Origin of the sequence: Pectobacterium versatile (assembly GCF_003932035.1) — a bacterium.
Classification (GTDB): domain Bacteria; phylum Pseudomonadota; class Gammaproteobacteria; order Enterobacterales; family Enterobacteriaceae; genus Pectobacterium; species Pectobacterium versatile.
Genome location: NZ_CP034276.1, coordinates 4,537,261 through 4,553,561, shown reverse-complemented (window position 1 = coordinate 4,553,561; position 16,301 = coordinate 4,537,261). Strand labels below are relative to the sequence as shown.

General features: G+C 52.5%; 12 protein-coding genes and 1 pseudogene. 10 read left to right on the top strand and 3 right to left on the bottom strand.

All coding sequences use genetic code 11. From position 1 onward, the window contains the following. Window positions 1-12 precede the first annotated feature (12 nt). Genes EIP93_RS20635 through malQ form a run of 3 tightly spaced genes read left to right on the top strand, consistent with a single transcriptional unit; the run spans window position 13 to window position 5,457 of the window. The gene (locus tag EIP93_RS20635) at window positions 13-771 is read left to right on the top strand and encodes a DeoR/GlpR family transcriptional regulator (protein WP_010299419.1); all 759 of its coding nucleotides are present in this window, start codon (window positions 13-15) and stop codon (window positions 769-771) included. A gap of 42 nt (window positions 772-813) precedes the next feature. Then, on the top strand, window positions 814-3,360 hold the full coding sequence (malP, locus tag EIP93_RS20630) for a maltodextrin phosphorylase (protein ID WP_125233202.1): 2,547 nt from the start codon (window positions 814-816) through the stop codon (window positions 3,358-3,360). 12 nt (window positions 3,361-3,372) lie between these two features. Then, window positions 3,373-5,457 carry a 4-alpha-glucanotransferase gene (gene malQ, locus EIP93_RS20625; protein WP_107333552.1) on the top strand — a complete coding sequence of 695 codons (2,085 nt, stop codon included), beginning with the start codon at window positions 3,373-3,375 and terminating at the stop codon, window positions 5,455-5,457. Window positions 5,458-5,527: 70 nt separating this feature from the next. Here malQ and nfuA read toward each other — a convergent pair whose 3' ends face one another. Together nfuA and gntX are read right to left on the bottom strand one after the other, a co-directional pair. Then, a complete protein-coding gene (gene nfuA, locus EIP93_RS20620) occupies window positions 5,528-6,103 on the bottom strand; it encodes a Fe-S biogenesis protein NfuA (RefSeq protein ID WP_039304954.1) in 576 nt (191 codons plus the stop codon). A gap of 60 nt (window positions 6,104-6,163) precedes the next feature. After that, window positions 6,164-6,865 carry a DNA utilization protein GntX gene (gene gntX, locus EIP93_RS20615; protein ID WP_039492048.1) on the bottom strand — a complete coding sequence of 234 codons (702 nt, stop codon included), beginning with the start codon at window positions 6,863-6,865 and terminating at the stop codon, window positions 6,164-6,166. A gap of 99 nt (window positions 6,866-6,964) precedes the next feature. Between gntX and bioH the strand changes: the two genes are divergently transcribed. From bioH to EIP93_RS20600, 3 genes are all read left to right on the top strand, one after another. Continuing rightward, window positions 6,965-7,732, top strand: coding sequence for a pimeloyl-ACP methyl ester esterase BioH (gene bioH, locus EIP93_RS20610; RefSeq protein ID WP_125233201.1), 768 nt, complete (start codon window positions 6,965-6,967; stop codon window positions 7,730-7,732). 182 nt (window positions 7,733-7,914) lie between these two features. Next, a complete protein-coding gene (gene acrD, locus EIP93_RS20605; protein ID WP_125233200.1) occupies window positions 7,915-11,025 on the top strand; it encodes a multidrug efflux RND transporter permease AcrD in 3,111 nt (1,036 codons plus the stop codon). A gap of 323 nt (window positions 11,026-11,348) precedes the next feature. Further along, entirely contained in the window at window positions 11,349-11,828 is a 480-nt protein-coding gene (locus EIP93_RS20600) for an Hcp family type VI secretion system effector (protein ID WP_039492054.1), read from the top strand. 161 nt (window positions 11,829-11,989) lie between these two features. On the opposite strand, the gene EIP93_RS20595 is transcribed toward EIP93_RS20600, so the two are convergent. Continuing rightward, complete coding sequence (locus tag EIP93_RS20595; RefSeq protein WP_025919286.1) at window positions 11,990-13,099, bottom strand: ISAs1 family transposase; 1,110 nt, start codon at window positions 13,097-13,099, stop codon at window positions 11,990-11,992. A gap of 119 nt (window positions 13,100-13,218) precedes the next feature. Here EIP93_RS20595 and EIP93_RS20590 point away from each other — a divergent pair, with 119 nt between their 5' ends. The 4 genes and pseudogenes from EIP93_RS20590 to EIP93_RS20575 all read left to right on the top strand — a co-directional run bounded on the left by EIP93_RS20590 (window position 13,219) and on the right by EIP93_RS20575 (window position 16,299). Further along, window positions 13,219-13,785, top strand: coding sequence for a hypothetical protein (locus tag EIP93_RS20590; protein WP_125233199.1), 567 nt, complete (start codon window positions 13,219-13,221; stop codon window positions 13,783-13,785). 60 nt (window positions 13,786-13,845) lie between these two features. Beyond that, window positions 13,846-14,184, top strand: coding sequence for a hypothetical protein (locus EIP93_RS20585; RefSeq protein ID WP_223193305.1), 339 nt, complete (start codon window positions 13,846-13,848; stop codon window positions 14,182-14,184). A 108-nt stretch (window positions 14,185-14,292) separates the two neighbouring features. After that, window positions 14,293-14,454: pseudogene (locus EIP93_RS20580) on the top strand (efflux RND transporter permease subunit); the annotation flags it as partial. Between the two features lie 99 nt (window positions 14,455-14,553). After that, window positions 14,554-16,299, top strand: coding sequence for an alkaline phosphatase (locus EIP93_RS20575; RefSeq protein WP_103862670.1), 1,746 nt, complete (start codon window positions 14,554-14,556; stop codon window positions 16,297-16,299). Window positions 16,300-16,301: the final 2 nt, after the last annotated feature.

Here is a 16,301-nt window from a genome sequence, read left to right as displayed (position 1 = left end):
TAGGGGATAAATGTGAAGCAGACACAACGGCATGACGCCATTATTGAGCTGGTGCGCCAGCAGGGCTATGTCAGTACTGAAGAGCTAGTGGAGCATTTTGCGGTGAGCCCGCAGACCATTCGTCGCGATCTGAACGAGTTGGCCGAGCAGAATAAAATCCATCGCCATCACGGCGGCGCGGCACTGCCGTCCAGCTCGGTTAACACGGCCTACCATGACCGTAAAATGATGTGGTCGGATGAAAAAGCGCGCATTGCCCGTCGGGTAGCGAGCCAGATTCCAGACGGCGCCACCTTGTTTATCGATATCGGTACCACGCCCGAAGCCGTGGCCTATGCGCTGATGCAGCATAAGGATCTGCGCGTCGTCACCAATAACCTGAACGTGGCAACGCTGCTGACGGCAAAAGAGGATTTCCGCCTGATTTTGGCCGGTGGTGAAGTGCGTACCCGCGATGGCGGTATCATGGGGGAGGCGACGCTGGATTTTATCTCTCAGTTCCGTCTGGATTTCGGCATTTTGGGCATCAGTGGTATTGACATGGATGGGTCATTACTGGAGTTTGATTACCATGAAGTGCGCACAAAACGGGCGATTATTGAAAACTCTCGCTGCGTCATGCTGGTGACGGACCATTCCAAGTTTGGTCGTAATGCGATGGTGAATTTGGGCAACATGGATTTGATCGACTATCTTTTTACCGATCAGTCACCACCACCCAGCGTACTGAAAATCATTGAACAACATAAGGTACAGTTGGAGTTGTGTTGAACCCGATGTGCCTTTTCCATGATGGACAAAGGAGGAGGCACGATGTCAGATTCTTCAAGAAAGCCGGGTTCTGCAACGCGATCAGAATCGTCAAAAGTATCAGGATCGCCAAAACGTTCAGCGGCTGCAAAAAAACCAGATGCGTTAACGCAGCCCGTTTCCTCCGCCCATCCCGTCATCGCCTTTGATGCATCAGAATTTACCGCTGCGCTGCGCCGCCAACAGCGGCTCGGTGGCGTGGCCTCGCTTAACGCGATGACGCCAGTGCAGTGCTGGCGCGCTGTCAGCCTTGCGCTGTCTGAACAGTTGCTGATGCACTCCGCCTCTTCAACGTCTCCTACTGCCAATACCCATACGCCTCAGCGCCATGTGAACTACCTGTCGATGGAATTTCTGCCCGGTCGTTTGACGGGCAACAACCTGCTGAATCTGGGCTGGTATGACGCGGTTGCCGCCGTGCTGGCCGAGCAAGGGCTGAACCTGAGCGATATTCTGGAGCAGGAAACCGATCCGGGGTTAGGCAACGGTGGGTTGGGTCGGCTGGCGTCCTGCTTTCTGGATTCGATGGCGACGGTGGGACAGCCCGCAACGGGTTACGGTCTCAACTATCAGTATGGCCTGTTCCGTCAGCATTTTGCGCAGGAAAAGCAGCAGGAAACGGCCGATGACTGGCAGCGCGATACCTATCCGTGGTTTTTACCGCGCGCGGAGCTGGCGGTGGATGTCGGGTTTGGCGGGCGTCTGCAACCTCAAACTGACGGAACCCTGCGCTGGTTACCGGATACCGTTTTCAGAGGTGAAGCCTGTGACCTGCCGGTGATTGGCTATCACAACGGCGCTGTGCAGCCGCTGCGTTTGTGGCGTGCGACGCATCGCGATCCGTTTGATTTGACGCTATTCAACGAAGGGCACTATCTGCGTGCGGCACAGGCGGGGATTTCCGCCTCCAGCCTGACCAGCGTGCTGTATCCGAATGACAATCACGCGGCGGGCAAACGCCTGCGCCTGATGCAGCAGTATTTCCACTGCGCCTGTTCGGTGGCCGACATTCTGCGCCGCCATCTTAATGCGGGGCGCGCGCTGTCCACGCTGCCGGATTATGAAGTCATCCAGCTTAATGACACCCACCCGACGTTGGCGATCCCTGAACTGATGCGTCTGCTGCTGGATGAGCATCAGATACCGTGGGATGAAGCCTGGTCGATAACCGGACGCACCTTTGCCTATACCAACCATACTCTGATGCCGGAAGCGCTTGAGCGCTGGGACGAACGACTGTTTAGCCGTCTGCTTCCTCGCCACCTGTCTATCATCCGGCAAATTGATACGCAGTTTAAGGCGCAGGTTGAGCAGAAATGGCCTGGCGATCGGCAGGTATGGGCGAAGCTCGCGATTCGCCATCAGCGCCAGATTCGCATGGCAAACCTGTGCGTTGTCAGTTGCTTTGCGGTCAACGGCGTAGCGGCGCTGCACTCGGAACTAGTGGTGAAAGATCTGTTCCCGGAATACCACCAGCTGTGGCCGACCAAATTCCATAATGTCACTAACGGCATTACGCCACGCCGCTGGCTAAAACAGTGTAACCCGGCGCTGTCCGCGCTGATCGACGACACGCTGCCTACGCCGTGGGTGAATGATCTGCCTGCGCTGCAAGGGCTGGAACCTTACGCTGACGATGCTGGCTTTCGTGAGCGCTATCGACAAATCAAGGCCGAGAATAAAACGCAGTTGGCGACCTATCTCCGCCAGCAGTACGACATCGTCATCGATCCGCAGGCGTTGTTTGATGTGCAAATCAAGCGATTACATGAGTACAAACGCCAGCATTTGAATCTGCTGCATATCCTCGCGCTATATCGTCAATTGCGTGACAATCCGCATCTGGATATAGTGCCGCACGTCTTTTTGTTCGGTGCCAAAGCGGCGCCGGGCTATGTATTAGCGAAAAACATCATTTATGCCATTAACCGGGTCGCTGCGGTCATTAATCAGGATCGTCGTGTTAATGATCGCCTGAGGGTTGTCTTCCCGTCGGACTATCGCGTCTCGCTGGCTGAACGGATGATTCCTGCTGCGGATGTCTCTGAGCAAATTTCGACGGCAGGTAAAGAAGCATCCGGCACGGGCAATATGAAACTGGCGCTGAACGGCGCGCTGACCGTCGGCACGCTGGACGGGGCGAATGTAGAAATGGCGCAGCAGGTCGGTGAAGACAATCTGTTCATTTTCGGTCACACCGTCGAACAGGTCAAAGCGCTACAGACGCAGGGCTATGAGCCGTCTGACTACCTCGCCGTGACGCCGCTGCTACGTGAAGTACTGAACGAGCTAGCGAGCGGTGCGTTCAGTCAGGGGGATAAAAACGCGTTTGCCCCGCTGTTGGATAGCCTGCTGAAGCTGGGCGATCCCTATATGTTAATGGCCGATTTTGCACCGTATTGTGAGGTGCAGCAGCGTGTTGATGCGCTTTACCGTGAGCCGGATGAATGGACGCGCCGCTGTGTGCTGAATACTGCCAGAATGGGGATGTTCAGTTCAGACCGGGCGATTCATGATTACCAGACGCGCATTTGGCAGGCGCATCGTTAGGAAAAGGAGAGGGTGTTCAAGGTGGATAAACTGGCAAGCCAGCAGACAGGCATCGCGGAAAGCTACACCGATGCGTATGGCAAAGAGCACATGGTTGCGGCCGCAATCAGAAACCAGATTCAGGCAATGATGGACGTTTCTGATAGCGGTAATGCACCCTTGCCGCCCGTTCGGGTCTTTTTGCAAGGCCGGGATGCGGTCATCGAGCTTGCTGGTCACGGTGAATTCCTCTGGACGCTGATGTATGAAAATGGCGGTCAAATTCAAGGGCAGATCACAGGCGGTTCAACGCTGGCTCTGCCGGGTGTGCTGCCGCTGGGTTACCACTACCTGACGTTGACGCAAGCCGACCAGCGCTGGAGCTGCCGGATTATTGTCGCACCGCACCGCTGCTATGAACCCGAAGCCTTACTACAGGGTAAACGCTGGTGGGGCGTGACCGTCCAGCTTTACACCTTGCGCTCGCAGAATAACTGGGGCGTCGGGGATTTTGGCGATCTGCGCCAACTGGTAGAACAGATTGCCCGGCGTGGTGGTGCCTTTGTGGGGCTGAACCCGCTGCATTCGCTGTATCCCGCGCTGCCAGAGGCTGCGAGCCCTTACAGCCCTTCCTCCCGGCACTGGCTGAACATTATTTATATCGATGTGAATCGGATCGATGATTTCCAGCAGAGCAGTGAAGCGCAGGCATGGTGGCACCGTGAGGATACGCAAAGCGCGGTTTCTGCGCTGCGGGCAGGGCGCTGGGTCGATTATGAGCCGGTGACGTCGCTTAAGCTGACCGCTTTGCGGCTGGCTTTCCGCTACTTTACGACGCGCAGCGCGCTGGATCCGCGCATTAGCGCCTTTCGCCAGTTTGTCGTTAGCGGCGGGCAGAGCCTGCAACTTCAGGCGACGTTTGATGCGCTGCAGGCCTACCTGAAAAAACAGGGTGAGAATTACGCGGACTGGCACCAATGGCCTGCCAGCTATCATGATGTACACAGTGAAGCCGTGAAGTCATTCCGCCGTGAAAACAGCGAGGAGATTACGTTCTACAGCTGGCTGCAATGGGTGGCGCATGAGCAACTGGCGGAGTGCTACGCGCACAGTAAACAGCTTGGTCTGCCGCTCGGCCTGTATCGTGATTTAGCCGTTGGCGTTGCACAGGGGGGCGCGGAAACCTGGGATGAACGTCAGCTCTATTGCCTTGATGCCTCTATCGGCGCACCGCCGGATCCGCTTGGGCCGCAGGGACAAGACTGGCAGCTTGCGCCGATGAACCCCACCATGCTGCAGCTTCGTGGCTATCAACCGTTTATCGACGTACTGCGCAGCAACATGGCGCATTGCGGTGCCCTGCGTATCGATCACGTGATGGCACTCTTGCGCCTGTGGTGGATACCCAAGGCGGAATCGGCGGGCAACGGGGCTTACGTGCATTATCCGGTCGACGATCTGCTGGCGGTGCTGGCGCTGGAAAGTCAGCGCCATCGCTGCCTGATTATCGGTGAGGATTTAGGCACAGTGCCGCCGGAAATTATCAGTAAGCTACATGACTTCGGTATTTATTCTTACAAGGTGCTGTTCTTTGAAAAGGACGACGAGAACCACTTCCGCGCACCGGAAGACTATCCGCGTCAGGCGATGACAACCATTACCACGCACGATCTCCCAACGCTGCGCGGCTACTGGCAGACCGTGGATTTATCACTGGGGCGGGAATTGGGGCTGTATCCGACGGAAGCGTTACTGCAAGAACAAATGCAGCAGCGTGAGAAAGCGAAACAGGGGCTGCTCAACGCGTTGCACGAATTCGGGCTATTGCCGCAGCGGGTTGGCCGCAACTCGGCGCTGACGACAATGGGCGCACCGCTAAGCCGTGGCGTTCATCGCTATGTCGCTGACAGCGCAAGCGCACTGGTGGGATTCCAGTTGGAAGACTGGCTGGATATGGCGACACCGGTCAATGTGCCGGGCACCAATCGTGAATACCCTAACTGGCGGCGCAAGCTCACGCGTCCGCTGGAGTCGATCTTCGCTGACCGCTGCCTTGAACGATTGGTTCGGGATATGGATTTGCGTCGTGGCGCGCCGATGAAAGCGCAGAAAGCCTGACAACAGAACGAATACTCTTCCTCCCCTGAGTCGGGGAGGAAAAGCACAGAGAAATCAGCAGGGGAGACGGTTAATAGTAGGAGTGCTCGCCGCGCTGGTGTTCGGTGAGATCTCTCACACCTTTCAGCTCAGGGAAGGTTTGCAGCAGCTCTTTCTCAATCCCTTCTTTCAGCGTGACGTCAACCATAGAACAGCCGTTACAGCCGCCGCCAAATTGCAGAATCGCCAGACCGTCATCGGTAATTTCCATCAGCGTCACACGGCCGCCGTGGCCCGCCAGCTGTGGGTTGATCTGCGATTGCAGCACATACTCCACGCGTTCCATCAGCGGGGCGCTGTCGTCCACTTTACGCATTTTGGCGTTCGGCGCTTTCAGCGTGAGCTGAGAACCTAGCTGGTCGGTCACGAAGTCGATTTCAGCGTCTTCCAAATAAGGCGCGCTGAGTTCGTCCACGTAAGCGGAAATCTTCTCAAACTTCAGTACGGTATCGCTGGCTTCTACGGCATCCGGCGGGCAATACGACACACCGCACTCGGCGTTTGGCGTACCTGGATTGATAACAAATACGCGAATCTGTGTGCCTTCTTCCTGTTTTGCCAACAGTTTCAGGAAATGCTCCTGAGCAGCATCGGTAATACGGATCATAATAGTAAGCTCGATAGTTGACTGCACTTATCGGTTATAATACGCCCATCCTCCCCCCGACTACAAGGTTCGGCACAAACACCAGACCTGAACGCCCGCTGCACCTTGGGCCAGCAGCAGCCTGCTGATTTCGGCTGCGGTACTACCCGTCGTAACCACATCATCCAGTAAAACCACCTGTTGCCCAGACAGCGAGACATCACAGGAAAACGCGCCCCGTAGGTTTCGCCGCCGCGCGCTGGCGCTGAGCGTTTGCTGTAGCGGCGTGCGTCGGGTGCGCTGCAATTCGCGTGGCTCGTAAGTACAGTTCAGCCAGCGGGCGAGAGGCCGAGCGAGCAGCTCGGTCTGGTTGAAGCCACGCCGCCACTGGCGGTTCCGGTGCAGGGGAACGGTAAACAGGCGGTCAGGGCGAAACAGGGGAACGTGTCCGGTGAGCTTTCGTTCGCGGTAGGTCATCTGCCAGCGCAATAACAGCTGTCGGGCGAGTACCGCTGCCAGTTCGGTTTTACCGTGAAATTTGAAATGCTTCAGCAGCGTGTTGAACGGTGGCGCGTAGTCGCTGATAAAGGTCATCGATTGCCAGGGCGGCGGGTTCTGTAGGCAGCGCCCGCACTGATGCGTGGTGTCGGCTGAGGGCAAACCACAGCGCGGGCAGCAGATAGGCAAGCGGGGTAAATGGCGCTGGCAGTACGAGCAAATACCCTGCTGGCTGTGATGAAGTGGCAATAAGCATAGCCAGCAGCGTGCGGAGATGGTTAACATTGTTTTCCTTAAAGATCGTTTTCCCTAAATACGGTTTTCCCTGAAATATATTGACCCCGTGCAAGCGTTAAGGGGTTCCCTGAGAAAGGAAGATAACTGATGGCGGCGTTGTATTGGCAGACCGAAGGCGCAGGAAACACGGATCTTGTGTTGCTGCACGGATGGGGATTGAATGCGCAGGTATGGCAAAGCATTATTGCGCGACTCGCTCCGCATTTTCGTCTGCATCTGGTCGATCTGCCGGGCTATGGCAGAAGTCAGGGATTTGGGCCGATGTCGCTGAGCGACATGGCAGACTACGTGCTGGCGCAGGCACCGGAGCGTGCCGTTTGGTTAGGGTGGTCGCTGGGCGGACTGGTTGCCAGTCAGATTGCGCTGAGCGCCCCTGCTCGGGTGGAAAAGCTGATTACCGTGGCGTCATCGCCCTGTTTCAGCGCACAGGATGGCTGGCCGGGAATCAAGCCAGACGTCTTGCAGGGGTTTCAACAGCAGCTCAGTGAAGATTTCCAGCGTACGGTCGAACGGTTTCTGGCGCTGCAAACACTGGGAACGGAAAGCGCACGGCAGGATGCCCGACTGTTAAAAAGTGTGGTGCTGGAACAGCCGATGCCGTCAGTCGAGGTATTAAACGGCGGGCTGGCCATTTTGCGTGAAGCGGATTTACGCCAGCCGTTAGCTGACTTGGCCGTGCCATTCCTGCGGCTCTATGGTGCCTTAGATGGGCTGGTACCACGCAAGGTGGCTGGGTTGTTGGATGATCAGTGGTCGGACTCAACCTCGGTAGTGATTCCAAAGGCTGCGCATGCACCGTTTATCTCGCATCCTGATGCTTTTATCGAGCAGGTGATCGCGTTCGCTCAGGCGTAGCCGACGATAATTTACATTTTCTCCTCAATTTCTCCACGATTTAGCTGACGTCGGCAGTTAAGGTAACTTGGCACCCTGTGCGCAGGGTTTTTCTCTGGGTTGAGTGAATCTATTCCGGTTGATAATAAGTAGGCTGCTCGTGAAGCAGCCACGTCAAAATAGGGCTGAGGAGTGTAGGAGATATGGCAAACTTTTTTGTCGACCGTCCCATTTTTGCGTGGGTGCTGGCTATCCTTCTCAGCCTGTGCGGTATGTTGGCCATCAAGTCATTGCCGCTGGAACAGTATCCCGATCTGGCACCGCCCAGCGTGCGGATCACGGCGAGCTACCCCGGTGCATCGGCGCAGACGCTGGAAAATACCGTTACACAGGTTATCGAACAGAGCATGACTGGGCTGGATAACCTGATGTACATGTCCTCGGACAGCAGCAACACCGGCCAGTCCCGAATTATGCTGACCTTCGAGGCTGGCACGGATCCCGATGAAGCCCGCCAGCAGGTGCAAAACCAGCTTCAGTCCGCTATCCGCAAACTGCCGCAGGAAGTCCAGCAGCAGGGCGTCACCGTCAGTAAAACTGGCGATACCAATATCCTGATGGTCGCGTTTGTCTCTACCGATGGCAGTATGGACAAACAGGACATCGCCGATTACGTCGCAACAAATATTCAGGAGCCGATCAGCCGCATCAGCGGGGTGGGCGAGGTTTCTGCCTATGGGTCGCAGTATGCGATGCGCATCTGGCTGGATCCGGCCAAACTGATGGATTATGCGCTGACCACCAGCGACGTGGTACGGGCCATCGAATCGCAGAACAGTCAGGTCTCGGTAGGGCAGGTCGGCGGTGTACCGTCGGTGGATAATCAGGCGCTGAACGCTACGATCAACGCACAATCGCTGTTAGAGACGCCACAGCAGTTTCGTGATATCACGCTGCGCGTCAATCAAGACGGCTCTGCCGTGACGCTCGGCAATGTCGCAGAAGTCGAGCTTGGTGCCGAACGCTACGATTTTCTCAGTCGTTTCAACGGTCAGTCCGCCTCCGGTCTGGGGGTGACGCTGGCGTCTGGCGCGAATGAGCTGGAAACGGATAAGCGCGTCAGAGAACGTATCAAGGAGCTGTCGCAATACTTCCCGCACGGGCTAGAAGCCAAAATTGCCTTCGAAACCTCCCCCTTTGTAAAAGCCTCGATCACCGATGTGGTGAAAACCCTGTTTGAAGCGGTGCTGCTGGTCTTTTTGGTGATGTACCTGTTCTTGCAGAATTTCCGCGCCACGCTGATTCCCACGATTGCGGTGCCGGTGGTGTTGCTCGGCACATTTGCCGTGCTGTATGCCTTCGGCTTTAGCCTGAACACCCTGACGATGTTCGCGATGGTACTGGCGATTGGCCTGCTGGTCGATGATGCCATTGTGGTGGTGGAAAACGTAGAGCGGGTAATGAGCGAGGAAGGGCTCTCACCACGCGATGCGACGCGAAAATCAATGGGTCAGGTGCAGGGCGCGCTGGTCGGGATCGCGCTGGTGCTGTCCGCCGTGTTTGTGCCAATGGCCTTCTTTGGTGGCACCACGGGAGCGATCTACCGCCAGTTCTCCATCACGATTGTGACCTCAATGATCCTATCGGTGCTGGTGGCGATGACGCTGACGCCTGCGCTGTGTGCGACGCTGCTCAAACCGCTCGCCAAGGGCCAACACCATGGCCGTAAAGGATTCTTCGGCTGGTTTAACCAGAGCTTTACCCGCACGTCGCTGAAGTATGAACGTGGCGTCGGCAAGATATTAATCAGCAGCGGACGCTGGCTGCTGCTTTATATGGGCATCATCGGGATTATGGCCTTTCTGTTTTTCCGGCTGCCGACCTCGTTTTTGCCGCAGGAAGATCGGGGCGTGTTCACGACACAAGTACAGCTCCCGCCGGGCTCGACGCAGCAGCAGACCTTACAGGTGGTCAACAAGGTCGAGCAGTACTATCTCACGCAGGAAAAAGACACCGTGACGTCTGTGTTTTCCACCATCGGCTCGGGGCCGGGTGGAAATGGGCAGAACGTCGCGCGGCTGTTTGTGCGCCTTAAAGACTGGAATGAACGCACGACGCCGGAGAGCAGCTCGTTTGCCGTGATCGAACGCGCGACCAAAGCCTTTCGCAAGATTCAGGAAGCGCGGGTGTTCGCCAGCAGCCCGCCATCGATTAACGGGCTGGGGAGTGCCGCGGGTTTCGGTATGCAGCTACAGGATCGCGGTGGGCTGGGGCACGACGCACTGATGGCGGCGCGGGATCAGTTGTTAAGTATGGCCGACAGTAATCCTGAACTGACGCGTGTGCGTCACAATGGTCTGGATGACAGCTCGCAGCTGCGGATTCATATCGATCAGCGCAAAGCGCAGGCGCTGGGCGTGTCGGTGGATGACATTAACAGCACGCTGAAAACGGGTTGGGGATCGACCTATGTGAATGACTTCCTTGACCGTGGTCGTGTGAAAAAAGTCTACGTTCAGGCGGCGGCGAAATTCCGCATGCTGCCGGACGACGTCAGTAAATGGTATGTGCGTAACAACAGCGGCGGCATGGTGCCGTTCAGCGCCTTTGCGCAAACCGTCTGGGAAACTGGATCGCCGCGTCTTGAGCGTTACAACGGTTATTCCTCGCTGGAGATTGTTGGCGAGGCGACGCCGGGCGTCAGTACCGGTACGGCGATGAATATTATGGAATCGCTGGTGGCGAAGTTGCCTGAGGGCTTTGGATTGCAATGGACGGGCATGTCGTTGCAGGAGCGGTTGAGCGGGGCGCAGGCACCGGCGCTGTATGCCATTTCGCTGCTGGTGGTGTTCCTGTGTCTGGCTGCGCTGTATGAAAGCTGGACGGTGCCGTTCTCCGTCATGCTGGTGGTGCCGATGGGCGTGCTGGGGGCGCTGGTAGCAACCTGGGCGCGCGGTCTGGAAAACGATGTCTATTTTCAAGTTGGGCTACTGACGGTGGTCGGGCTATCGGCGAAGAACGCCATCCTGATCGTGGAATTCGCCAACGAAATGAACCACAAAGGGAAGGATCTGGTCGAGGCCACGCTGGAAGCCTCCCGTCAGCGACTGCGGCCGATATTGATGACGTCACTGGCGTTTATTTTCGGCGTCCTGCCGATGGCGACCAGCAGCGGCGCGGGTTCGGCGAGTCAGCATGCTGTGGGAACGGGCGTGATCGGTGGCATGCTAGCCGCGACCTTCCTCGCTATCTTCTTTGTGCCGCTGTTCTTTGTCGTCGTGCGCCGCCGCTTTCCGTTAAAGGAGAAGGCATGATGGGGTCACAGTGGCTGCCTTCGTCATTAATAAAGACGAGTAATGCACTTTTCTGACTATTCTCTTAACGGTGCGTGGTCAGACAACAATTCCATCGTTTGTGTGTGATGCAATTAACCTGAAACTGGCGAGTACATTCATTACAGCGTGCTACCAAATAAATATGTGTGAAATTATTTATTCAATATTTCATAATCATGCATATTAAATATACGACTGCTAAGTAAAAGCAGTAATGATATTATCTTTGATCTTTAAAATATTTTATGATAGAAATTTAGTTAGGATGTATTAAATTTCAAGGGAATGAATAGGAGTAGTAAATGGCTAGTATTATCTATTTAAAAATTAACGGTGAGAGACAAGGCCTCATATCGGCAGGCGCATCCTCGGTAGATTCGATTGGTAATAAATATCAATCAGGGCATGAGGATGAAATTTTCATATATGAGTTAATGAATCAATTTACGCGACTGGAAAATGTATCTCTTCATCCTGTTGATATAAGAAAACCAATAGATAAATCCACACCGCTTTTAGCTCAGGCTTTGAATGATAAAGAAAAATTAAATTGCGAATTTTTATTGTATAGAACTTCATCCTTAGGCGGGCATGAAGTTTTTTTTAAAATATCTTTAAAAGATGCGATCGTTAACGATATTCGTTATTTTTATCCCAACTCATTAACGGATAATGATGGTCAACCTCAGGAAAATGTATCATTTAAGTTTTCATCAATAACATTGGAACATGTTATTGCTCGTACGAGTAGTTATATGCTATGGAGTGATTCAATTTATTGATTTTTCGAAAACCAAGGACGGATAAAGTAAATGAGTAAGCGATCAGAAATATTGGATTTCAATCAGGTAATATCAGCGAAGTATGGTATCATTTACACCGAAATATTAGGTTGGGTAGATTTGGGGCATGCATCAGGTGATCAGGGCCGGAGCATACTTTGTTAATGACATTTAACATTCGCAAAAATCATTAACTCCCGATAGTCATCATCCAATAGTGCACGTTGCACTTTGCTTTTCATACTCCGGTTTTGTGTGCTCTCCATCTTTGCCAGATTGAGCGCCATCTTTCTGACTAATGACAAGACTTTTGTACCATTCTCATCGTGAATACGGCAAGCATCTTCTTTATAAACAACATCTAATACCCAGTGCAGACTGTTCTCTATGCCCCAGTGATGACGGACCGATGTCGCCATAAACTCTGCATCAATATCGTAAGATGACAGATAAAATGCCGTATCCAGCGTATTCGATTTTTTGTCTTTACGGTGTCTTTCAACCGCGACCAGTGTTTTTATTGAAGGCCATTTCTCCTGTAACTCCGGGCTCAACTCTGCCGGTATTTGAAAAGTAATACGGCGCTCCATTCGGCCATGCCCTTTATCCTGCATTTCATATTGTGCTAACGCGGTATTATCGTTAAACGCCTCATGGAATTGCGCTTTCACTGCATTAAACAATGTCGGCTGATTTCCTTTGACTTGTACAAGGTAATGACCTTTTCTCGCCACAATGCTTTCAAGCGTTTCTTTTTGTGCATGTAACGCATCAAGCGTTATCAGTGCATCCTTGATGTTAAGCATGCAAACAAGATTCTGTACTGTTTTGATTTCTTTTCCTTTTCCCTCGGCCATATCCTGATAAAGCGCAATGCCATTATTCAGGTCATAAGCATTAACAGAGTGAAAATCGTTACGACTCCACAGAGAGGCACTTTTCAGCGTCTTTCCATCAATCGCAATGAGTGGCTTGCTTGATTTGGCGCGAATGTCATTAATCCAGCTAAAAATACAGAACTGAAAGCTGTCGGGATCGACGGCTTTCATTATTCTGGCAATAGTATGACGCCGTGGTATGCCATTGGAAAATAATCGAAATTTTCTTAACCAGTCGAGGCGTAGTTCACCAAACTGTTGAATTTCAGCCCACCCATTTTGTCCACTGGCGACCGCAGCGAGAACAAGAAATAGGACATCAACAAGATGATGTTGTTGATTAATAGGAGAACGAGTTTCCTCTACCAGAGAGAGGTGGTCAAAAAGTGTCATATCAAGACCTCAAAAAGTTATTCTACTTTGAGATCAGTCTATTAGAGAATAGTTCAATTTTTTAACAAAGTGTGATCCGGCCCTGATCAGGTGATGACATCAGGAGTGTATTGTCTCAAATGGAGTTAGGTGAAAGTAAGCTTGATAAGTTTTATCATATTCGTTATGAACAAAACATGTTCGTTAAACGAAAGTTGGCAGGTACTGCTAAGTACAGTCTTTGGAAAATACGCAGAGGACGCCTACTATCTGAACGCCATAGTATCGCTCTTGCTATGATGATGAGAACGGGCATAGCATTTGAAGGAATGCAAGATAGTTGGCCTTTTAGCTGGGCTACAGACAGTGGCTTTAGTGGAGAAGACCTTGTGTCCGATTTGCTTGGGTTTTATCGAGCAATCCATGGTAAAAATTATCTTTCTGACTTAAAACCTGTTAGCAAAAGTGAGTCAATTAAACGATGGGATTATTATGGCGCTATTGGCAACTTTAAGAATAAAGGGTTTAGGCCTTTGTTGTTTCCTGATCCATCAAAATCACCAAACGCAAGGCCTTATCTAGGTGAGTTACCCAGTTTTATGAAATCAGTGAAGCCATATTCAAATTTCGACTCTGGTGATGTCGTAATTGTAAATGACAGTGATTTTGGTGTGTATTTAAACAATAAGAGGGTCTATGGGGATTAATAAGGCGATTGTTTTTTTTTTGCTTTTATAGCGATGGCAGTATGTGCATTAATTAAATTAATGACTATTGATAGTCTTTCTTATACAAAAGAAAATTGGTTTTATGACCATTTCTTCTCAATGGAAGTTATAAGGCAGACTCCCCTTGTCTCTGAAAACTATTACATAACCTATTCAGCCCATGATGGTAACAAACCTGAGACAAATATAATATTTTTTATGGGGACAGCTGACCAATCAAAATTGGAAGGATATTTGATAGCTAAAGGATTTATTCCTGAAAATATTGATGCTAATACTCTCCGCTGGCGTTCGCTGTCTTATAGTGAATATGACGTTTATCTGAGTGTCTACCCTGATAAAAAAGAAATTATTATGGCGGCAGTCGCTCTTGATTAGGGGAAATATAACGACAGTGCTGGTTTTTGCTTTTATCCCCGTCATACTTGAAGTTGTAGGTTCTCTGAGTCTTCCTGCTTACCCTATATTCTAAATAATTTAAGTTACGCGATGGCGACCAGCAGCGGCGCAGGCTCGGCGAGTCAGCATACTGTGGGAACTGGCGTGATCGGTGGCATGGTAGCCGCGACCTTCCTCGCCATCTTCTTTGTGCCGCTGTTCTTTGTCGTCGTGCGCCGCCGCTTTCCGTTAAAGGAAAGGGCGGAGTAGGTTAGATATAAGTGAAATAATTTATGGTGAAATTCATCAAACTGTAAAAAAAGGTAACTACGTTATGTCCTGCTAAATGACGCAACCAAGGACATAACAATGAAAGCTCGCTGGTTACTGCCTTTACTGATTTCTGCTGCTTTACCGGGGATGGTGCAGGCTCAGGCTATTTATCCCATTGATCGTGCCACCATGCTGGCAGGCGGAAAATTCGATTTTAAAGTCGAGTTTGATGAAGTACTTAAGCCAGAAGATATCCGTATTCTGATCAACGGCAAAGATTACCAGCAGGTGCTGGGCAAAACGGCATCGTTTGTTGAGCGTGAAGATGGCGGCAACGCGTCCACGATCTGGCTGCGCGACGTGAACTTGCCGGAAGCAGGCAAGTATGTGGTAGAGGCGGAAGCCAAAGGCAAAAAGACGCAGGTGAACTGGGACGTTTATTCGGCGTCCGGTACGCGTAAAGCCAAAAACGTCATTCTGTTCATCGGCGATGGCCTGTCCGTTGCGCACCGTACTGGCGCGCGCATCCTGTCCAAAGGGGTGACGGAAGGGAAAGCTGACGGTCGTCTGGCAATTGATGACCTGCAATATATGGCGTTTGCTGGTACGTCCAGTACCGACTCTATTGCGGCCGACAGCGCCAACACCATGAGTGCCTACATGACCGGTCACAAATCTGGTGTGAACGCACTGGGTGTGTACGTCAGCCGTAGCAAAAATTCACTGGAACACCCGAAGCAGGAAACGCTGGGTGAACTGCTGACTCGTTCTACCAAGATGTCTGTCGGCGTAGTCAGCGATGCTGAACTTCAGGACGCCACGCCAGCGGCAGTTGTCTCTCATACTCGCCGTCGTGCGGATAAAGCCGAAATCGTCGAGATGTTCTACAACGTGCAGCCTACCGTCATGCTGGGCGGCGGTTCTGCCTACTTCCTGCCGAAAAGCACGCCGGGTTCTAAGCGTAAAGACGAAACCAACTACGTTGAGAAATTCCAGCAGGCGGGTTATTCACTGGTTACCGACGCAGATTCACTGAAGAAAAACGCGGCACAGGCTACCAAGCTGCTGGGGCTGTTCCACACCGGCAATATGGATGGCGTGATAGATCGTCGTTTCCTGAAAAATGACGTCGCCAAGAAATTCCCGAACCAGCCTGACCTGACGGACATGACGCAGGCGGCACTGGATGTGCTGTCCAAAAACCAAGACGGCTTCTTCCTGATGGTGGAATCTGCGCTGATCGACAAAGCGTCTCACCCGCTGGATTGGGAACGCGCTTTCACTAACACCATCATGCTGGATCAGTCTGTTGCCATCGCCAAGAAATTCGCCGAGAAAAACCCGGATACGATGATTATCGTGACGGGCGACCATACGCACGGCCTGTCTATCATCGGAACCATTGATGACAACAAACCGGGCACCGAGATGCGTGAGAAGGTCGGCGTGTATGAAGATGCGGGCTACCCGAACTATAAGGATGCCAACAAAGACGGCTATCCGGATGACCTGAACGTTTCTAAACGTCTGGCCGTGTTCTTCAACAACTTCCCGGACTATTACGAGACGTTCCGTCCGAAACTGGATGGTCAGTTCGTTCCTGCTATCAAGAACGAAAAAGATGAATACGTTGCCAACAAAGCCTACGAGAAAGTGCAGGGTGCGGTATTCCGCGAAGGGATTCTGCCACGCTCTTCCGATACGGGTGTTCATGCCGTTGACGATATGGTGATTCAGGCGAGCGGCCCAGGCGCAGAGCGTATCCGTGGTTACATGGAAAACACCGATCTGTTCCGGGTGATTGTTGATGCACTGGCGGTGAAACCGCAGGACAAAAAGTAATC

Coding starts and splice junctions, on each gene's coding strand:
- malP (WP_125233202.1), top strand. CDS start 814: ATGTCAGATTCTTCAAGAAAGCCGGGTTCTGCAACGCGATCAGAATCG.
- nfuA (WP_039304954.1), bottom strand. CDS start 6,103: ATGATCCGTATTACCGATGCTGCTCAGGAGCATTTCCTGAAACTGTTG.
- gntX (WP_039492048.1), bottom strand. CDS start 6,865: ATGTTAACCATCTCCGCACGCTGCTGGCTATGCTTATTGCCACTTCAT.
- bioH (WP_125233201.1), top strand. CDS start 6,965: ATGGCGGCGTTGTATTGGCAGACCGAAGGCGCAGGAAACACGGATCTT.
- acrD (WP_125233200.1), top strand. CDS start 7,915: ATGGCAAACTTTTTTGTCGACCGTCCCATTTTTGCGTGGGTGCTGGCT.
- EIP93_RS20600 (WP_039492054.1), top strand. CDS start 11,349: ATGGCTAGTATTATCTATTTAAAAATTAACGGTGAGAGACAAGGCCTC.
- EIP93_RS20595 (WP_025919286.1), bottom strand. CDS start 13,099: ATGACACTTTTTGACCACCTCTCTCTGGTAGAGGAAACTCGTTCTCCT.
- EIP93_RS20590 (WP_125233199.1), top strand. CDS start 13,219: ATGGAGTTAGGTGAAAGTAAGCTTGATAAGTTTTATCATATTCGTTAT.
- EIP93_RS20585 (WP_223193305.1), top strand. CDS start 13,846: ATGACTATTGATAGTCTTTCTTATACAAAAGAAAATTGGTTTTATGAC.
- EIP93_RS20575 (WP_103862670.1), top strand. CDS start 14,554: ATGAAAGCTCGCTGGTTACTGCCTTTACTGATTTCTGCTGCTTTACCG.